The organism is Salmonella sp. 32100201201700099SM, from assembly GCF_017572645.1.
Taxonomy (GTDB): domain Bacteria; phylum Pseudomonadota; class Gammaproteobacteria; order Enterobacterales; family Enterobacteriaceae; genus Salmonella; species Salmonella enterica.
This window is the reverse complement of the sequence record NZ_JAGERQ010000002.1, coordinates 310,093-331,108: the sequence shown is the minus strand read 5'-3', so window position 1 is coordinate 331,108 and position 21,016 is coordinate 310,093. Positions and strand designations below refer to the sequence as shown.

Annotated in this window: 13 protein-coding genes; 7 read left to right on the top strand and 6 right to left on the bottom strand. The window is 48.0% G+C overall.

What is annotated here, in order from left to right; genetic code table 11:
- The first annotated feature begins 541 nt into the window (after positions 1-541).
- Positions 542-1,555 (top strand): tryptophan--tRNA ligase, encoded by a 1,014-nt coding sequence (gene trpS / locus J4685_RS04955; RefSeq protein ID WP_001094605.1) that lies wholly within the window; start codon positions 542-544, stop codon positions 1,553-1,555.
- Here the strand turns inward: trpS and uxuR are convergent, their stop codons facing one another.
- Complete coding sequence (gene uxuR / locus J4685_RS04950; protein ID WP_000841652.1) at positions 1,556-2,329, bottom strand: Uxu operon transcriptional regulator; 774 nt, start codon at positions 2,327-2,329, stop codon at positions 1,556-1,558. It lies immediately after the preceding gene.
- Between the two features lie 349 nt (positions 2,330-2,678).
- Between uxuR and J4685_RS04945 the strand changes: the two genes are divergently transcribed.
- On the top strand, positions 2,679-3,344 hold the full coding sequence (locus J4685_RS04945; protein WP_000588695.1) for a dienelactone hydrolase family protein: 666 nt from the start codon (positions 2,679-2,681) through the stop codon (positions 3,342-3,344).
- Between the two features lie 16 nt (positions 3,345-3,360).
- On the opposite strand, the gene J4685_RS04940 is transcribed toward J4685_RS04945, so the two are convergent.
- From J4685_RS04940 to J4685_RS04930, 3 genes are all read right to left on the bottom strand, one after another.
- Complete coding sequence (locus J4685_RS04940; RefSeq protein WP_011233258.1) at positions 3,361-3,822, bottom strand: DUF302 domain-containing protein; 462 nt, start codon at positions 3,820-3,822, stop codon at positions 3,361-3,363.
- Between the two features lie 204 nt (positions 3,823-4,026).
- Positions 4,027-4,938, bottom strand: coding sequence for an STM4504/CBY_0614 family protein (locus J4685_RS04935; protein ID WP_000556774.1), 912 nt, complete (start codon positions 4,936-4,938; stop codon positions 4,027-4,029).
- 375 nt (positions 4,939-5,313) lie between these two features.
- Positions 5,314-5,922 (bottom strand): DUF1062 domain-containing protein, encoded by a 609-nt coding sequence (locus J4685_RS04930; protein WP_000864867.1) that lies wholly within the window; start codon positions 5,920-5,922, stop codon positions 5,314-5,316.
- Between the two features lie 488 nt (positions 5,923-6,410).
- Here J4685_RS04930 and J4685_RS04925 point away from each other — a divergent pair, with 488 nt between their 5' ends.
- The 3 genes from J4685_RS04925 to J4685_RS04915 all read left to right on the top strand — a co-directional run bounded on the left by J4685_RS04925 (position 6,411) and on the right by J4685_RS04915 (position 9,431).
- The gene (locus J4685_RS04925) at positions 6,411-6,668 is read left to right on the top strand and encodes a YjhX family toxin (RefSeq protein ID WP_001054380.1); all 258 of its coding nucleotides are present in this window, start codon (positions 6,411-6,413) and stop codon (positions 6,666-6,668) included.
- 4 nt (positions 6,669-6,672) lie between these two features.
- Positions 6,673-8,304, top strand: coding sequence for a class I SAM-dependent methyltransferase (locus J4685_RS04920; protein WP_077905021.1), 1,632 nt, complete (start codon positions 6,673-6,675; stop codon positions 8,302-8,304).
- A 410-nt stretch (positions 8,305-8,714) separates the two neighbouring features.
- A complete protein-coding gene (locus J4685_RS04915; protein WP_000532939.1) occupies positions 8,715-9,431 on the top strand; it encodes a YebC/PmpR family DNA-binding transcriptional regulator in 717 nt (238 codons plus the stop codon).
- Between the two features lie 479 nt (positions 9,432-9,910).
- Here the strand turns inward: J4685_RS04915 and J4685_RS04910 are convergent, their stop codons facing one another.
- Together J4685_RS04910 and J4685_RS04905 are read right to left on the bottom strand one after the other, a co-directional pair.
- A complete protein-coding gene (locus J4685_RS04910) occupies positions 9,911-10,786 on the bottom strand; it encodes a phosphorothioated DNA-binding restriction endonuclease (RefSeq protein WP_000199882.1) in 876 nt (291 codons plus the stop codon).
- Between the two features lie 77 nt (positions 10,787-10,863).
- A complete protein-coding gene (locus J4685_RS04905) occupies positions 10,864-11,058 on the bottom strand; it encodes a hypothetical protein (RefSeq protein WP_000422446.1) in 195 nt (64 codons plus the stop codon).
- A gap of 308 nt (positions 11,059-11,366) precedes the next feature.
- Between J4685_RS04905 and J4685_RS04900 the strand changes: the two genes are divergently transcribed.
- Positions 11,367-14,666 carry an STY4851/ECs_5259 family protein gene (locus J4685_RS04900; RefSeq protein WP_000083328.1) on the top strand — a complete coding sequence of 1,100 codons (3,300 nt, stop codon included), beginning with the start codon at positions 11,367-11,369 and terminating at the stop codon, positions 14,664-14,666.
- Between the two features lie 12 nt (positions 14,667-14,678).
- Positions 14,679-20,999: a DEAD/DEAH box helicase gene (locus J4685_RS04895; RefSeq protein WP_000213429.1), complete on the top strand. Its 6,321-nt coding sequence runs from the start codon at positions 14,679-14,681 to the stop codon at positions 20,997-20,999.
- Positions 21,000-21,016: the final 17 nt, after the last annotated feature.

Sequence of the window (21,016 nt, the reverse complement as noted above, 5' to 3'; positions counted from 1 at the left end):
ATCAAAAAAGAAATATCAATATCATTTCTTATTTTTATCCGAGAAATTACTTAATTCCACAGAATCGGAATATAGACAATTCTTATTCCTTTTCACATCAATGGGTTTTTTAGACTTTTGTCATATCGAAAACAACCATTCCAATAGAACATATTTACTATGTGAATATATTTAATGTTTTTATCGCGCGCAGTGTTATCACAGTAATAAATGACTTGCATCAAAAATGCGCCTTTCAGCGCCACGTATTTTTGGGCAGCAAATTATAAAATCGCGTTTCAAAGTCAGTGACATGTTCTCTGTGCAGGCGATATGACTTTATGCCCGGACGACACGCCAGCCGCTTTACCCTTACGTTTAGTCGTGATACGTTAGACCACATGAACACGAAACGATCCAACGCTACGCAACGTCATCTCCGCTGGTGGCTGCCTTCCTGAAGGCGGCACGGATCACTATCCCTTTTTAAGTAGCCGCCGAAAGGCGGCTACTGCGTTTCGGGACGTCTTTCGGCTTTACAGTAAGCATAAAGGAGTCCTTAATGAACACCCTTCCTATCATTCTGACTGGCGATCGCCCCACCGGCTCGCTGCACCTCGGCCATTATGTCGGTTCACTGCGCCAGCACGTCGCGCTACAGCAGGATCACCAACAGTATGTCCTGATTGCCGACCTGCAGGGACTCACCGATAACGGCAGTAATCCGCAAAAAATCCGCGATAATATTCCGCAAGTGTTAGCTGACTATCTGGCCGTCGGCATCGATCCCGCGCTAACGACGATCTGCCTGCAATCCGCATTACCCGCCCTCGCTGAATTAACGGTGCTGTATATGAATATTGTTACCGTCGCCCGAGTGGAGCGTAATCCTACGGTAAAAAATGAGATTGCCCAAAAAGGCTTTACCCGTTCCCTGCCGGTCGGGTTCATGGCGTATCCCATTAGCCAGGCGGCAGATATCACCGCCTTTAAGGCCGAAATGGTACCGGTTGGCGACGACCAATTGCCCATGATTGAGCAAACGAATGAGATCGTTCATAAGATGAATAGTCTTTTCTCCTCGCCGGTATTGCGACCCTGTCAGGCGCTCCTGAGCGATACGGGCCGTCTGCCAGGCATTGACGGCAGCGCCAAGATGTCGAAATCGCTCGGCAATACCCTGCTTCTTTCCGCCAGCGAAGAGACCATCCACCGTGCGGTCAGCGCGATGTACACCGATCCCAATCATTTAAAAATTAACGATCCGGGAAAAATAGAAGGTAACGTCGTCTTTACGTGGCTGGATGCGTTCCATCCGGATAAAGCCAAAGTCGCGGCGATGAAAGCACATTATCAACAAGGCGGATTAGGCGATCGTGTCTGTAAAAATGAGCTGGAGACCTGCCTGCAAGAACTGATCGCGCCAATACGCGAACGACGGGCAACCTTTATTGCGGATAAGGGAATGCTAATGGAATTGCTGAAAAAAGGTAGCGAGCGGGCGCATGAGGTCACTCAAAAGACGCTACAGGAAGTAAAACGTGGACTGGGTCTGCCCACGCTATTCCAGGTATAATCAGGCATCAACGTTGTCCAGCGGCCATGACTCAAACAGATAGCCATCAAAGTAGATGTCATCAACATTGGAAAACTCCAGCAGACGCTGCTTCACGTTTTCCAGGTGCTGCCACATCGCCAGCTTCGCTGCGCGGGCGTCTTTCTTAATTAACGCCGCGAGGATCTGCTTATGATCGCCCAGCCACTCCTTACGGTAAAGCGTATCGCCCAGATGGCTATGAAGCTGGAGCCACATCGGATTATTTTCACGCCATTGCCAGGACTGACGGAAGAGCTCGACCAACATACTGTTATGGGTCGCTTCGGCAATGGCCAGATGAAACTGCATATCGCCGCTTTCTGAGCCGCCCGGCGCGCTGGAGGCGAGTTCTCGCTCTTCCAGTTGTAACGCCTGGCGCATTTTAATGATGTCCTCGCGGGTGGCCTGCAGAGCGGCAAATTCAGCGATATTACTTTCCAGCAACTGACGCGCCTGTAACAGTTCAAACGGCCCGGCGTCATTACAGTGATTGACGTCAGCGCCTTCCATCTCGTTATTATCCGCGCTGTCGAGCACGTAGATCCCGGCGCCGCGGCGGACTTCAACCAGACCTTTAATTTCCAGCATGATCAGCGCTTCACGCACGACGGTACGCGTCACATTGAGCCTCTCAGCGATCTCTCTTTCCGGCGGCAAGCGCTCCCCGGGGCGGTACGGCGTCTGCACAATCAGATCCCGTATCATTGCGCCCACTTCCTGGTAAGGTCTTTGCTGAGAAGTGTTTGATTTCATATTGGTCGTGCCCGTCCGATGCGATTTCCCTGTATCAGACTATAGCATTTGTAAAGGGGGATAGCACGCGTAGCACACCAAAAACGCGAAACTGGTCAACCAACAAAACAATAATGCGCCCCGTTTCGTTAGTGAAGCCAGATGAAAGGAAAGGCAGTAGACAATACACGACTGATGTTCCACCTTTAGCCCTGACGCCTGAATATGAACAGCATATTGGTTTACCAATATGAAATTTATCAACCAAAAATTACGCCATAAAATGTGTCTGTACATTGACAGGAACAACGCCTCTGACATAGCGTGATCGGCGAAAATCCAGCCGCTCTCTTTGTATCAAGAACGCGTTATGATAAAAGACACCGTGTTTTTCGCCCCAGGCGTATCCGGGGGAAGCAACGCCTCCAGTCTGTCGAGCCGCCATCGCCGGGCAGCGATTATTCTGCATGAAATTTATGGTATTAACGCTCATATCCAACGCGCAGGCCATGAATGGATGACGCGCGGATTCGACATCTATATTCCCGCGCTGTTTCCTCACCATACCCCCTTTCGCTATGAACAGCAGGAGGAGGCTTACCGTCACTTTTCAGCAAATGTCGGCTTTGATCCCGCCGTCGTTACCACATTACTCCACGAGCTCAGAACGCAGTACGAGACGCTAATCGTCGTAGGGTATAGCGTCGGCGCAACGCTCGCATGGCTAAGTGCAGCCAGTGGGTTATGCGATGGCGTCATTTGCTATTACGGTTCCCGTATACGCCAGTACCTTCATCTTGCGCCTCTCTGTCCGACACTGGTTATTATCGCGCGTTATGAGCCGGCGTTTGATCCCCTCGCCATGCGACAGACGCTGGAAAAGCGCCCCCGGGTGCAGTGTAAAATGTACGATGCGCGGCACGGGTTCTGTGATGCTGATAGCGCCACCTTCGATGCCGCCTTATCGCATCAGGTAATGGACGATGTGAGCGCATTTATTCGCGACATCACTCGTGCAAACACATCGCCCGATTGAAGCCAGATTTTCAGCTTTAGTGGAGACTTTTTTCAACGAGCTGTTCCAGTTTTTTCAAAGCCTGTATGTCTGCGGCATCAAGACTATAACGTTGCAGCGTTTCGGCGGGATGATAACTGACCAACGTTCGCCCATCGGCCTGCTGGCTAATGAGCACCCGAAACGGTAAATCCAGCGCCAGTTCGGGATGCGCCAGCATGAGAGGCGTTCCGCCTTTAGGATTGCCAAAGACCAGAACCGTTGTCGGCGGCATTTTCAGGTTAACATTCTGTGCCGCTCTGGCATGGTCAAATTCCCCAAATAACACCAGACCGTGATCGGCGACAGCGTGCATCAACCGCGCTCGGGTCTGCAAATAGTCATAAGCGCTGTAGGTTTTAACCATGGTTATCGCTCCATCCTCCGTTGCAAAGCCAGGCCTTATTAAGATTAACATCAGGGTTACCGCCGATAAAAAAGGCTTTAAAATAGTACTCATTCTTCTCTCTCCCTGACCCAATACCCATGAGTAAATGCGACACAGATGATATGCGGTTTAAAAATCAGTCATCGTACTGTACCCCTTATTATTGCACTGAACAGCTCATCACTAAAAAAACAGACGGCAGAACAAAAAATTCCGACGTCTGAACAAATTTAAATAACGATGATCCAGTCTGACTGAGCGACAGCGCGATCATTATTATGGCGCGACACCATCTTCTTCAGCCCGCTGGGTAAGAAAGAATATACTCCGCTCAGTAAGATAATAAATACTACAGGCCAACTCTTCAGAGATACGGAGCATCATTGCGTAATGATGATGCGATTTTTCTGGCGCCATCGGCAGAAATATTTCTGACTCCAGCACGTCACTTAAAAAATGAAATTTATGTACATATTCAGCAGATATAACGCCTCTCGCCATCAGATTAGCCATTAGTGTATTTAAACTATCTTGTTCATGATACACGATACCTTTTCTCTCATGAATTCTGAGAAGAACGCTTCTGAAGGCTGCATGACATTCCTTTACGACACAGGAAAAATCATTAAGTATCAGGCGATTATACGCTTCCATAAGATCATATTCGACAAAGCCATACTCTCCAGGAGAGTACAAATAATAACATATGTTTTTAAGCCGTTTTATTCTGCGCAACCTTACAATTCTACCATTTTCATAGCGATATTTTAAACTATGCTCATGAAATATATTGTTTAATTCACTAATCGCCTTATCCGGTTCTAACCCAAGCGTAACTTCATAGGTTCGAAGGTAGGTATCTATATAGTTAAAAGCAAGCTCAATGGTATCAATATGCTTTCTTTTATCATCTGTTTTTAATAACAGATTACTCATTTCATCCAGATATGACGTTGAATGCGCATATAAGGTGAATAAGCCATACTCTTTGCGCAACGTTTTACATATTCTTCGATAAACTTCGTCAGAATGACTATTATGATAGCAGTATAATGTCATATCATAAAAAGAGGAGCAATTCCCTAACGTATTAATAATCAATAAGATTATTTGCTCGCGTATTTCTAACGGAATATCTTCATATAACAGATCGCTATGCCTTAGTGAGTATGGTCTAAAGGTGTGCATTCCTCCCCCTGTAACCGCAACAGAAAAAATTACGCTATGAATAGCGCCACATTACTCTAATTAAGTGGTTCAGGTATTAATATCAGCTCAACAGTGAGCCATCTTTTATTATTTTTTAATGGTGTTGCGTGAATATTTATTTACTCTACAGATAATTGTAACCCATCGCCCTTTGTCATTCTGCTGGCTTGCGCAAAGAATCCATACAATATCATCACTGGTGCGAAAATCTGGATTAACCATGGCATTCAGTCTTCACTGAATGCCACAGACAAGGGTTATTCAACTAAAGCTCACCTGTCCCTTAACCCTTCTTTCATTCCGTTACTTCGTTGCCATACCAGCACACTTAAACGTAAGGTGAGCTTATTGTTTTTATCGACGGGTCAGAACAATCCTTCGCCGGTCATACAGTGTTTCAACAGAGAGCTGCAAGTCATATTTCGCATTCTTCAGTTTTCGCGATTTAAGCATTTTCATCGTGACGCCACTTATTTGCCCTGTTTCAATCCGTCTCTTGATTTCGGCTGCGCTTAACAGGAGTTGCCTCTTCAAAATGGACAGCAGGCTGACCTGAAAAGAACGGGAAATCCTGACGCTAACACTGACCTGCTTGTGGGAGGCGATACTGACCAGCCACCGTTCCTGAATGTGAAAATCAGGCTGCCCCGATAATTCAGCATTGTTTCGCTTCAGGATCGCGTTGTCATAAGCAAAATATTGCACCGTGGCAGCATCATTCGCCATCAGTCGGCCATAAAGATCGCGGTTAATTTTGCTGACTGGCAAGCGCGAGAACAGGGAGATATTCCAGGTGTAATCGCAGTGTGTGCATTTATAGATACTCCAGACATCGAGTACCTTCTTTTGCGAATTAACCCGAAATGCCCCAGAAGGCGTGAAGTCCCGTTTTACGCTGCATGAAGGGCAACGTTTCGCTATGCGCTGATACCCCACAGGAGTGACAGTCCATATGACTTTCATAACGTACCTTTTTTTAACCCATACAAAACCGGATCCGAACTCAGCGGACCATAAATGTTTATGTATGAAAAATATTTAAGTGATATTTTTCAGTGGGTTAAAAAAAGATTTCCAACGCAACAACCCTGTCAATGGCTAAAAAGATACGCCGAGATTATCAAAGCGGCCATTATCGGGTATATGAGTTTAATCAATATTCATTATGGTAGCGGCGGGATCTATTCAACTGACTTACTAAACGCATGATCCTCCCTTTGAGATCACACTTTTCACTCCCGGTTATTCACTTACAGAAATCAGGTGTTATCATTCACGACGTAAATACATTTCAACTCAACCCGAGGCTTTGATGCTGGAGAATGTCATCATCTGATAATCAGTTCCCCGACCTTTTCAGGCCGGACTGATTATCAATGCGCCGAAATCGAATGCGGACACCGCAGTGTGTTTGCACGTTTTGCCTATGATGATTAAACAGGTTCTTCAGTATGAATTTATCCCGCCAGGAACAACGTACCTTACACGTTCTCGCCAAAGGCGGACGCATTACGCACATCCGCGATGCGTCAGGCCGCGTCACCGCCGTTGAGTGCTATAGCCGCGAAGGGCTGTTGCTCGCCGATTGCACGCTCGCTGTATTCAAAAAACTCAAAACCAAAAAGCTGATCAAATCCGTTAACGGTCAGCCCTACCGCATTAATACAACCGGGCTGAACAACGTTCGCGCCCAGCCTGATAATCGCTAAGGAGATGATGATGGATATCAGCGCCGTTATTTTTGCAACGCATCGCATTCGGCTATTACCCGATGAAGGCAAAATCCCCTGGGACGAGCCAGCCTTCAGCCAACGCATGCTGGAAAATCATCTGTCACAGGACCACGACTGGGCCAGCCGCCGGCTAACCGTGATTGAGCAACAGGTAACATGGATTACCCGTCAGTTACCCGCTGGCGCCCGCATTCTGGATCTCGGCTGTGGACCCGGTTTTTATACCCGCCTGTTAGCGGAGCGTGGGTTTCACTGCACAGGCGTAGATTTCTCTCCGGCATCCATCACATGGGCTCGCCAGCAGGCGCAAGCCGCAAACCTGAATATTGACTACATTCAGCAGGATATTCGTACATACCACCCCACGGAACCTTTCGATTTCATTATGATGACGTTTGGGGAACTGAATGTCTTTAGCGCTGCGGATGCGCAAAGCCTCATCAGTCATTGCGCGCAGTGGTTGAAACCGGACGGCAAACTGCTTGTTGAAGTGCATACCTTCGATGAAGTTAAACGCCAGGGCATGGAGCAGCCAGGCTGGCAGCGTTGTTCGCACGGCCTGTTTCTTGCCGTGCCCCATCTGCTGTTAACGGAAAATGCCTGGGATGAAGAGGCCCAAACCAGCTCAACGCAGTTCTGGGCGATAGCGGAAAACGGCTGTACCACCCGTTTCGGCAGTCAAATGAAGGCCTGGCGCGATGATGAATATATCAGCCTGCTTGGTGATGCTGGCTTCACTGTGTTGCAGCGCCCGGACAGTCACACCTGGCCGGTCGGCGAGACTTTTGCAGGCAAGCTGTTTGCGCTGCTGGCTGAAAAAGCCCCTCTCGCTGAGGGAATCGCCCTCAGTAAAAGGAATAACCCAATGGATATCCCACGTATTTTTACCATTAGCGAAAGCGAACACCGTATCCATAATCCGTTTACAGCGGAAAAGTACGCCACACTGGGCCATGCGTTACGCATGAAGCCAGGCACGCGGATTCTCGATCTCGGTAGCGGTTCGGGTGAGATGCTCCGCACCTGGGCTCGCGATTACGGTGTTACAGGTACTGGCATTGACATAAGCCCGCTCTTCACCACACAGGCAAAACAACGTGCAGAAGAGCTCGGCGTCAGTGAATATGTACATTTTATTCATAACGACGCGGCCGGTTATATTGATGAGGAAAAATATGACGTGGCGGCCTGCGTAGGCGCTACCTGGATTGCGGGCGGTGTCGCGGGGACAATAGATCTGCTGGCCAAAAGCCTCAAACCAGGCGGGATCATTCTCATCGGTGAACCATACTGGCGTCGGATCCCCGCAACGGAAGAGATCGCCCACGCCTGTGGCGTCTCATCCGTCGCCGATTTTCGCCCCTTGCCCGAGCTGGTCGTCTTTTTCGACCAACTCGGCTATGACGTAGTGGAAATGGTGCTGGCGGACCCGCAAGGCTGGGACAGATATGAAGCCGCTAAGTGGATGACCATGCGCCGCTGGCTGGAGGAAAACCCTGACGATGAGTTTGCGCAAGAGGTTCGAACAGAACTGACGGCAGCCCCCAAACGTCACGTCACCTGGACGCGAGAATACTTTGGCTGGGGCGTATTTGCGTTAATCGCGCGATAACGTGAAGCAGGAGGTATAGCCTACAAGAGGTATACCTCCGTTTAAAAGTATGCAACAAATTAACACGGCTCAAGGCGGGAATATATCGCCTTAATTTCGCCATTAAGTTTCTGCCACAATATGTCGCAAGACGTGCAAGCGTTCCACCTCACCTGCTGAGCGCCCCCCCCTCAATAAGACGTTATTGCTGCAATTCAATTATTAAGAATAAAAAAAGAACCAGAAGAAAATTAAAAAATGACTTATCCACCATATTAGCTATTGTTAAAATCAAAGTAATCCCTCGTAAAAGCTGGATGTATTTATTTCTCATAGACGAGAATTTATATATTATGATATAATACGGTAGAAAAATATGCAGGTTATTAACCTGCCATTAATGTAAATAATTCTTTGAGGAGATGTTTCCAGTGGGACGTAAATGGGCAAATATTGTTGCTAAAAAAACGGCTAAAGACGGTGCAACGTCTAAAGTATATGCAAAATTTGGTGTAGAAATCTATGCTGCGGCTAAACAAGGTGAACCAGACCCGGAATCAAATTCAGCTTTAAAATTCGTTATTGAACGTGCGAAACAAGCACAGGTTCCAAAACATGTTATTGATAAAGCCATTGATAAAGCCAAAGGTGGCGGAGATGAAACGTTCGTGCAAGGGCGTTATGAAGGCTTTGGACCCAATGGTTCAATGGTTATCGCTGAAACGTTGACGTCTAATGTTAACCGTACGATTGCTAATATTCGCACAATTTTTAATAAAAAGGGCGGGAATATCGGAGCGGCAGGTGCTGTCAGCTATATGTTTGACAATACTGGAGTGATTGTATTTAAAGGAACAGACCCTGACCATATTTTTGAAATTTTGCTTGATGCTGAAGTTGATGTTCGTGATGTAACCGAAGAAGAAGGAAACATCGTTATTTATACTGAAGCGACAGACCTGCACAAAGGAATTGCAGCGCTAAAAGCAGCTGGAATTACTGAATTCTCAACAACAGAATTAGAAATGATTGCTCAATCAGAAGTTGAACTTTCACCAGAAGATTTAGAAATCTTTGAAGGACTTGTTGATGCCCTTGAAGATGATGATGATGTGCAAAAAGTATATCATAACGTTGCAAACCTCTAATTATAAATTAAACAAATCTGTCTCTATGGCAGATTTGTTTAATTTATAAAGCTGTAATAAAAAAGTCTATTTGGCCAGATATATAGATTTTTAAATTTATGTGTCTTATCACGACCTGATCTGACACATAGCCTTAAAAGGTTGAGAGTTACCGGTTTTGATATGGTGTCAAATCCTTATATAAAACATGAGGTAATTTTCATGCTTCATACGACGAATCCCGTCAGCAAGCTAAGCAAAAGCCAGCAATATCGGGCTACTTACAATCTCCCTGTGCTCTTTAAGGTGCCGCGCCTCATAAATTCCGCTTGCGCTCATGATGGCTCATCTGGCGCTCTACGCGTCGATTGACCACAGGTGTGACTCCACCAGCGCGCTACAGACCATAGTGCGAGAACCGTGGCCGATTACTTTGATGCCTTTGATGTGGAGCTATTTTTTACAGATAACGTATACCCCACTCAAAATACTCCCCCAGATCAATGCCCTCCTCTGAACACCTCCCTCTTGTGCCATTCCACAAACCGTTCACCCGGATAATTTTCTTTCATCTGCGGCAACGCGATCTCTTTCCCCGCAAAATCCCAGAACAGCCGCTGTACCACCCCGCCACCATTCACCGCGTCGGAAACCACCACGCGCATATTTTCATCCAGGCCAATCGAACCACGATCGAACGCTTTATGATGAATTGCGCACAACGCCAGGCCATTAGGTACTTCACAAGGACCATGATGCTGCTTCCATCTGATATGGGCTGCTTCAAGGGCTATAGGGGCGTTGTCGTGGCGCATATTGAAGCCGCAGACCGCACATTGATAATTGTAAGCTCGTAGCACCGCCAGGCGGAATTTCGGATCGCGTTGCCTGAGAGAGGCGCGAATATCAAAACCCATCTCGTCAGCGATGTCTTCCTGAATACTGGTCGGAAAATGCGCCTCAAGGATCTGCTGCGCCAGCGCGTCGATTAGATTACGTTTTTTTGTTACCAGCGCGAAATTGACGGCATCAAACCCACCAGCGACATTATATTCAATGAGTTCGCGCTTGGGCGGCTGGCGGCTACCACTCGTTGAGCAGAATTCCGCGTTTTGCAATTCCCAGAAACCATCGCCCTTCAGACGCCAGAACGGCATATCCGGGCGCTGTTCACGGCGCTGTGGCCCATAGCGCTCCAGCAAATCCAGCAATTGCTCATGAATTTCAGAACCATAATCAAACAGACGATCGTGACCCTGCCGATAGTGCGAGAGAACATATAACAGCAATAACGGCTTATGCGGCGCTCGCTGTTCGCCTTTGCGCCAAATAGTAATATTTGATATCGCTTGCTTTAGGGTTTTGTCAGAGGTCATTACATTGAAGAATTCATGAGCACATAGTTGCGATGATGCTCTCCCAGTGGATCATGGTGCGGACGGCGAGCTGTGCATCACCCTTTCGCGTCCTCAAGATAACGGGCGGCAAGCATTTCAGCGGATTCGATGCCTGCGATACCACTGACTGCTTTGTCGTAGAGCCAACCGATGATGGACTGGAAAGAGCGCGGGTGGTGGGATGGAGGGAGGTCGTCAGCGCTTTCGTCGTCCTCGTCTTCGTAGTTTTGGTATTCGTTATTCAGCTCCATATCACTCCTTTGTAGGCAGGCAGGTAAAAAGAAGGCCGGAACCATCGTAAAGACGGTTCCGGCCGGAGGTTCAATGGGATGATATGGGGTTGAAAAGATTTGTAGCTACAAATCATCTCCTTACAGATTAAAACAAATGGCGAGTAGCCCCTCCGTATAATAAACTTAACTTATTGATTAAAATCAAACTAATATCAATTTCAAATTTAATTAAATTCATAATTCAATTATTGTTATCTGTTTTTTCAAAATAACAAAAAGTTATAATAACTTTCAGCCATTCACTGTTCTAATGCAAGGAGCTTGCTTTGAGTCAGTCCGAATACACATCCATTCTAAAGTGTACCCCATGGCTAGCTAAATTCCTCACCCGCAGAGGATTGAAGCAACCAGACCATCGTCCGTTATATGAATACCACGCAACGAGTGAAGAATATGATGAATTGAAACGGCTGCTGCGAGCTATAGGGGTACCCGATGGTTATAAAAGTGATAAAGGGTACGCAGCCTGTTTCACATTGTTCTGCTCAGAGTGGTATCGAAGAGATTATGAAAGAGAGTATGGATGGGCATGGGAGCCAATTTACAAGACGATAGGTATCTCAGCATCTTCCTCGGAAATGGGGAAAATTATCCCTAAAGGCCTGGATGGTTACTGGGGGCGTCCAGTGCGGTTTTATGACACAGAAAGGCGGAATTTCTTAGGCTCCTTATTCAGTGAAGGCGGTCTACCTTTCAGGTTGCTAAAGGAATCTAATAGCCGTTTTCAGTCGATGTTTTCTCTCATTCTAAATCAATACGATCAGGCTAAATCTTCTAACATTTCCACGTTCGCGTTAGTCCATGCAGCGGTAGAAAAATCATCCCTGCCAGTCGTTTTCAAAGAGGATACTTCAGTTGAGCTTATTAGTCGGATGGCTGAACAGTTAGTATCTCTTGTTCAAATTTATAATTTAAGTAATCATACCGAACCCGTAAAAGAACTTGAACGTGTTCATCCTAAGTGGCGTGACAGTTTCCCTGTCCCTCTCGATGATGATACGGGTACCAGTTTCCTTAATGGACTTTTACGAACAGCTTCTACTGAATCAAAACCCCGCCTTCAAAAGAATAAAACCACTCTCTGTCAGTTTTTATGGTCAGAAAATCATCCTGAAGCCCTCCAGGCTCTCATTTCTCTGCCTGAAGAACTGAGTTTTTCAATTGATATTGAGCCTTCAACAACGCGCTTCGAGCTTGCTATCTATGAAGATGGTAACGAAATCGCAAGTCTGGGACCTGCATATGCAACGCTAAGTAACTCCCAGGCAAAAATAAAAGTTCGTAAGCGCGAGATTAAATTTTACCGAAGAAATCCCACGGTCAGTTTGTTTATTGTGGCGAGAGCTGGGGGTATGTTTTTCGGCTCCAATCTTTTAGAAGGCAGTGAAGTTGCGGTTGGCGATGTTCCATTGGTTTTTGTTTCTGATAAAAATGAATGGCTGTTACAGGGACAAGCCTCTTGCAGCGTACGTGGCAGCCATGTACTTATTGTGCTGCCAAAGGATGGCTGTCTGGCTTCAGAACATGAGGATTGTGACTCTGGCTTTTCGGCTTTGGGATGCCATGCTCTGACCATCAAAGGTCGCCAGGATATCATCATTAAAGGCGATGAAACGTACCGGATAAAGATAGGAAGAGATCAGATTATCCATACTGGATTCTCTTTCCAGGGGAAGCGATTAAATTGGACAAGTTATCCGGATGAACTCTTCCTCGGTGTTCCTGGAATTACTCAACATTCTGAGAATCTATCAACGCGCCATTACAAGCGTTTTTTCAACGGAACATTTATAGAAAATTGTGATGTACAAGAAAAAATGGGAGCACAGTTTATTTCGGTGCGTAACGAAAATGATGAAACGTTACTGCGTAAGAAAATTGGCATTCTCCCCAATGATTTTAGTCTGGAAATAAAAAATGGACAACAGGCGAACGAAGGTTCTGTCATTATTACTACTCAGCACCCTTGTTTGTATAGCTTGAAGGAAAAAACACTTGAAGTTGGACGGAAGCGGTTGCCCGGTAGTACAGAAATAATGATGAAGGCGGAGGGCATTCCTCCTGCATCAATTTCATTACAAATAACGCCAAACCTCACTGCAAACCCGATTGTTATTTGGTTACCATTTCCTGCACGAGGCTGTCTTGCGTTCGATAAAGATGAGAAACCTCTCCCGAAAAATTTAACGATTAACGATCTTCTGGGTGCCAGAGCATATCTTTTCGGAAAAAATGGTGAGCCTACGCGATACCAGCTTGAACTACGTTTACGTTCGCGTAGTGGAATGCAGGCCTGGTATGAGTGGCACTACAGTGCGGGAGAATGTCCGGTAGAGCTTACTTTATATAGCTTAAGGGAACATATTGATAATTTACTCTCCCTGGAGGAAGGAATTGATCAAACAGTTGATATGCGCATAAAAGGAGGTGGTAGTTCTTTTACCTGGCAGATCCGACGTTATAAATATAGTCTGGACTATGATCGTGGCAGGCAGATTCTTCTCGCAAACTCAATAAGTAATCGTACAGGCCAGATCCCTTCGCCCGTCATTATGTTACTCAGCGAACCGGAGAGAAAAGTTGTACTGCTGACGTCAAGAATGAGCGAAGGTGTACCAGTTGGTGAATTTGAACTAAGTTCGATAATACAAAAGAATGGCCCATGGCTGGTGCTGCCGAAACCAGGTGAAGAAGCCTCATTTCGACCTTGCTTTATTGCAGGTGAGCCGGTAATTCAAAGCGACGCGACAGCAATACAGTCTTTACAAAAAGCAACGCAGCTTTTTAATCCTCGTTCAGATGTCAACACCATTATGTTAGTTCTGGAACAAATGGCGAGCGACCCGGCACACTCGGGCTGGCAGTTCTTACGCAATTTATACGATCAGTTCGGGTATTTACCTTTGGCTACCTTTGAAGTATGGCGGGCACTTGTTCAGCATCCACAAGCGTTGGCGATGTCGCTGTTCAAATTTGAAATGTCCATTGATTATCTCAGCCGTATTGAAAGTGAGTTTCCCGTTTTCTGGGAGTTTTTATCCATTACAAAAGTTAAACGTTCCGCCACACGTTTTCGTGCTTTTTTGACTCATAAAGGTGCACCGGAGGAAATGCAGATAAGGCTGCTGGACAGAATGTATCAACAGCTGGGCACAACATTCCCGACTTATGCCAGTGAGGTGCAATTATGGTTGAGTCAAGGGAAATTACCACCGGTTTTTCCTGAGTTGACGATGAAAGGTATTATCCTTGAGTGGTATCAGGAACTTCTACGCGAACATGGTGAATCTCGCTGGCCAGAATTTGGTGGCCCAGGCCTTTTACGTTGGTATATGTCGCAACAAAATCCTGTTATCGATATTTCCCCTGATGCCAGCTACCGCTATTCCGTCACCTTGCTCCCCGTATTTGCTGCTGCTGTTGCCAGCGGTAAAACAACATTTGAAAGTGTTTTTGAGAATAAGCCCGGCGCCGTATTTTTCTTGAGACAGGTTAGAGATTTTGACTCACGATGGTTTAACGCCATTTTCCAATACTGTCTATTGCGTAATGTTACTGAAAAATAAAAAGGAATAAGAATGACTACACGCTATTTTTCTTCGCTGATTGAACAATCACTGTCGCGTTCTACGGAGGCGACGCTGAGTATTATGGGGGTGACCAACCCGAATCTTCGCGAGCATCTCACGCAACAAATGGCGGCCGATTGCGGGAAAGAAGGATCGTTTCTTGCCTCCCCCGTATTTGAACAGACATTTGGCTGGAAAGAGTCCAACAGCACAATGAAAGACCTTGCAACAAAACAAACGTTGCTAAGCAAGGAGGTGGTGGACTCGCTGGATAGTGAGGAAAATGGTCGTTATCGTTTTGGCTCTGACTGGAAACCTTTCACGCATCAGTTAGCCAGCTGGCAATCATTACTTGAGAAAAAACACTCAGTCGTGGTGACCAGCGGGACAGGCTCTGGCAAAACGGAATGCTTTATGGTCCCGGTACTGGAAGACCTCTATCGTGAGCTTCAGGTCAAGAACAAAAAACCGTTGATAGGTGTGAGAGCACTTTTTCTTTACCCACTGAATGCCCTGATTAATTCCCAGCGCGAGCGTTTAGATGCGTGGACCCGTAGTTTTGGTTCCGGAATTCGGTACTGTCTGTATAACGGTAACACAGAAGAATTGCACGCTTTGGTCAAAAGTGAGCAGGCAAACAGGCCTAATGAGGTTTTGTCACGAGAGAAGATGCGTGAAGAACCCGCCCCCATTTTAGTGACCAACGGTACCATGCTGGAATACATGATGGTTCGTCAGGTTGATGCACCGATTATTCAGAAATCAAAAGCTGAAAAATCATTACGCTGGATAGTTCTGGATGAAGCCCATACCTACGTTGGTTCTCAGGCCGCTGAGTTGGCTCTACAGCTCCGTCGCGTCATGACGGCATTTGGCGTCACGCCTGATGATGTTCGCTTTGTGGCGACGTCGGCCACCATTGCCGGAAGTGATGCTGAAAAGCAGCTGAAAAAATTCTTGTCTGAGCTGTCAGGAGTGCCACAGGAACGTATTGATGTTCTGGGCGGAAGCCGCGTTATTCCTGAGCTCGAACCCTGCAAACAATATTCTCTGTCACTGGATGAGATTGAGCATATCCCTGATTCGGAGAGTGAAGGGATCAGTCCGGAGCGTTATAGTGCGTTGACCCACTCTCCGGAAGCGCGCTGTTTACGCGAAATGCTGGTTAGCCAACCCCGACCAATGAAACTTGATACGCTGACCCAGCGTTTGAACGAGCTGACCAAACATCAGTACACGCAGCAGGATGTTTTACGCTGGATCGATCTTTGCTCTGGCACACTCCCTAATGCAAAGGATCCTGCATTTCTGAAAGTCAGAGCACATATTTTCCAGCGAAACACCCAGGGCATCTGGGCATGTGTGGATAAGAACTGTGCAGCTAAAAAAAATACCGCGCTGGAAAAAAACTGGTCTTTTGGCAATGTGTATGTAAATCAGCGGCAAAACTGCGAGTGCGGCAGTCCCGTTTTTGAACTGGCATTCTGCAATGAGTGTAATGAACCGCATCTTCTTGCACGGGATAAAAAAGGCAAACTCGTACAGTGGGATAATAAAGGTGGAGATGAATTCTCCCTACAGGATGAAATTTCTGACGATTTTGAAACATCCGGAGAAAAGATTCAGAAGGATTTTGTATTCCAGTCGCCACAAATTATTGCTGCGGAATGTAATACGGAAGCTGGCTATATTATGCAGCGGCTCGATCGTCAGACCCGCAGTATCGGCGTGGTGAACCCGGACAGTATTCCGCTGGCAATTAATGATATCGAACAAATCTGTAGTGCCAGCAATTGTGGCTATAAAGGCGGAAAGGGTAAACAGCCCTTCCGAAGGGCGTTACTGGGCGGGCCTTTTTATGTCACCAATATTGTGCCTACGGTGCTGGAGTATTGTCAGGACTTCACTAGTGATGAAGGTAAAGATGGTGTCGGCCCGCTCTCTTTGCCTGGTCGAGGTCGTCGCCTGATTACCTTTACCGACAGTCGTCAGGGGACGGCGCGAATGGCAGTACGTATGCAGCAGGAAGCAGAGCGCAGCCGATTACGTGGTAGCGTAGTAGAAATTCTTGGCTGGCACCAACGAAAACAGCCAACGAGTGCTCCGAATGACCAGGCTGACGTGATGAAACTGGTTGCAAGGGTGACACAATACCGTGAAGAAGCCCGGGAGTATCGCGAGTGGGGAATGCCCGAGGAAGCAAAACTTTCTGAAGCTCAGGCCGAACGCCTTGAACAGGCAATCCAGACGGCGACGGGGGGAAAGGCTGCAACCATTTTAGTTTGCCGAACCTGGACGGAAATGGTCAATGATCTGAAAGAGAAAGCCGATATACAGGGACCAATTTTACAATATAACCATTATCTGAAGCCTGAAATTTTCACCGAAAATGGCGGCCCTTTGAAACTCGCCGAAATGCTGCTTTTCCGTGAGTTTATGCGACGCCCGAAACGAACCAACAGCCTGGAAACCCAGGGGCTGGTTCAGGTTGGCTATCAGGGGCTGGAGAAGGCTCACAGTGTTCCTACTCACTGGCAGGCTAAAGGCTTAACCCTTGATGACTGGCGCGATTTTCTGAAGGTGGCGCTGGATTTCTATGTCAGAGAAAGCAACTACATCCAACTGGATGACGATCTAAGAAACTGGATCGGTAGCCGTTTCTCTTCCAAATTTGTCCGCAACCCAGATTCGAAAGAGCCAGATGACAACCAGGTTAAACGCTGGCCGCAAATTCGCCACGGTAATGTGACTCAGCGCCTGGTCAAGCTGTTGATTTTAGGGGCCAAATTTAACACCGTAAATACGGTAACTATTGATATTGTTAACGCCTGGCTGAAAGAAGCCTGGCTCCAGCTAACAGGATCTCTGGCGGTATTGAAGCCTGATGGAAACCGTTTTTATTTACCGAAAGAGCATCTGACATTCTCTCTGGTGCAAAAAGCACGCATTTGTCCAGTGACCAATAAATTACTGGCGACAACCTTCAAAGGTCTGACCCCCTATTTGCCCATGCATATCCAGTTCGAGCGACTGACGAGTGCACAGTACGACGCGTTTTTGGCTCAGGAAGTCACGCTGCCAGCGATCTGGGAACACGATCGCTCTCAGGATGATTATGTCGACGGGTTAACAAAAGTGCGTGACTGGGTAAGCCAGGATCCGCAAGTGCTACCATTACGCTCGCAAAACCTCTGGACGGACATTAACGATCGCGTGGTAGAAGGTGGATTTTACTACCGCACCGCAGAACACTCGGCACAGCAATCGTCGGAGCGCCTGCAAAGCTACGAAAGAATGTTTAAAAACGGGCAGCTTAACGTCCTTAACTGCTCAACCACGATGGAAATGGGTGTGGATATTGGCGGTATTTCTGCAGTGGTGATGAACAACGTTCCTCCGCATCCGGCCAACTATTTACAGCGAGCCGGGCGTGCCGGGCGTAGTAAAGAGTCACGCGCTATTTCGTACACCTTGTGCAAAGGGAACCCGCACGATCAGCAGGTTTTTGCTAATCCCCTCTGGCCGTTTGAGACGGTGATCCCGGCTCCAATGGTGGCAATGAACTCAGAGCGTCTGGTGCAGCGTCACGTCAATTCCCTGTTACTGTCAGAATACTTATGCCATGTGGTCGGTGAAACCGAAAAAGAGCGTACCAGCCTTAATAGCCAGTGGTTCTTTGGCGAAGAGCTCGACCAGTCGGTATGCAATCGTTTTAAAGCCTGGCTCGAACGTCCGACGCTGAGCATTGATAACGCGCTGGAGCGTCTGGTTAAAGGGACGGCATTGCACGGCGTTACGGCAGAAAAACTGCGGGATAAAACGCAGGAGGCTATTGCCGTCTTACAGACACGCTGGCTGGGGATCTTCCGCGATCTCGTGAAACAGGAAAGTGAATCGCAGCCCAATACGCCGTACCGCAGGCGACTGGAACTGGAGAAAAAACGGCATTGTGGTGAATACCTGTTACGCGATCTGGCGGCCCGAACTTTCCTACCCGGATATGGCTTCCCAACGGATGTTGTCACTTTTGATAACTTCACCATGGAAGATTATATCCGCGAGAAAACGCACAAAAGCAGTGATAAGAATGACCGGGAGGATAACGTTTCGCGTTATAAAGGGCTGCCTTCGCGCAACCTTTCCGTTGCGATCCGTGAGTATGCGCCGGGCGCGGAGATTATCCTTGATGGTCGGGTATTCCGCTCGGCCGGTGTTTCGCTGCACTGGCATAACCTTAACGCCGATACTAACGAAGCCCAGCGTCTGGACAGCGCCTGGCGTTGCCATAAATGCGGTACTTTAGGCTATGAGGAAGGTATTGGTGGCTCGGGGGATTTATTCTGTACCAATAGCGCGTGCGGGGAGCGGATCACGCTGGATAACCGACGTCAGGTATTACAGCCCGCCGGTTTTGTCACCGATGCCCATACTCCCGTTACGAACAACATTGAAACAATGAAATTCATCCCGGTGGTGCCTGCCTGGGTGTTTGTGAAAGCAGAACGCGTGCCACTGCCAAACCCGCTGATGGGTTTTATGGCGTCAGGCGCGGATGGTCATGTTTTCCAGCAGAGCATGGGCGAAGGTGGACACGGTTATGCGCTGTGCCTGAGCTGCGGCCGGGCGGAGTCAATGCTCAATGCCACCGATACGCCGAAATCGATGGAAGCGCATTATCCTCCGCGCCCCGGTAAATCTGATCGCGACAGCCAGAATCAGCGGATTATCTGCCCTGGCTCCACGGCGCTGAATAAGAATGTCACGCTGGGTGCGCTGGCGCGCACCGATGTGTTTGAACTCATTTTGCGCCGTCCGCAAAACGGGGAGTATATCCCCGATAATTCTGATGAAGGCCGTATTGTGGCCATGACGCTGGCGGTTGCACTACGTCGAGCGCTGGCCAGCGTGCTGGGGGTATCGGCGACAGAACTGGGCTATGCGGTGCGTCCGGTCAGACTGGATAATGAGCAATCGGTCCTGGCGGTGCAGCTTTACGACATTATCAGCGGCGGTGCGGGGTTTGCTTCCAGTGCGCCATTGCATATTGAAGCGGTCCTCAAAGGGATGGTGAAACAGCTGGGATGCCGCCACTGTGATACCGCCTGTAGCGAATGTCTGCTCGATTCGCAGACCCGCCACGATCACGATCAGCTGGATCGTAAAGCCGCGCAGGCCTGGCTGGGGGAGGATTTCAGTCACTATATCGGTTTGCCGGAGGCGGAAAAATTCTCCCTGGCCGACGCGCAGTATTGCCCAGGCAGCATTGAGGATGCTATCCGTCGTGCCATTAACGACGGGGCGCGCAAACTCACGTTGTGGATGAATGGGCCGCTTAACGAGTGGGATTTGTATGCCCGCCAGTTCCGAACGGCGATCCAGAACTATCGGCTGAAAGATGAGGTTGAGGTTACGCTGGTTGTGCCCGGTCATATTGAAGATCCGGAGCTTTTACAGGAGATTGCGCAGTTTGCCGCCATTGGTGTGCAGCTTTGCCAGTCTGAGCTGAATACGGATACGCCGGTTGTCGCACAGGTAGCATTCAACGATCGCCTGATGACGTTGATTTCTCGCAGCCCAGAGGCCACCATCCCCGGCCCGAACTGGCATCTGAATAGCCAGATGGTTATTCGCAGCCATGCGTTTGAGCCGATAACGCTTAGTAAAGCAGAGCTATTATCCGATGCCGCAGGTAGCAGAGGCCTGGTCAACGATATTGAGATCCATAAGCAGCTTAATGGCCCGGTTTCTCAGTTTGGTCAGCGTTTCTGGGGCGTGTTAACCGGGGCGCAGGAAGATATTCAGACGCTGCTGAAGGAAAACCAGGTGACGCGCATTCACTATAGCGATCGTTATCTGCAAAACCCGGTGGCGCTGGCGTTATTAGGCGGGCTGTTAAAACCGCTGAAATCGATCCTGGCGCAGGATGCGCAAGTGACGATTGATACGCTGTTTAAGAGTAAAGAGCGGCCAGGCAACAAGCCGTTCCATGACTGGATGAGTGAAGCGGATTTTCAGGATTTTGCCGACCAGTGGTTTGCGGCATCTATGGGCAGAGCCGTCGTGGTTAACACCGTTGGCTCGCCGCGTGATATTCCACACCATCGTAAACTGATGGTGACCTTCAGTAATGGTCAGGCGCTGAAGATCCGTTTTGACCAAGGGATGGGATACTGGCGCATCGTCTTTGCGCGAGCGTATCGCGATTTTGATTTTAACGATGATGTGGCTTTCCAGCTCGGGAATATGGCAAAAGCCTGCGTTGAAGGTCAGGTGGTCAACAGCGAGGAAAGTTGGGCAACCGATGTGCTGGTGCAGGTGATAGTCCCTTAATGCGAAACCGCTCCCGA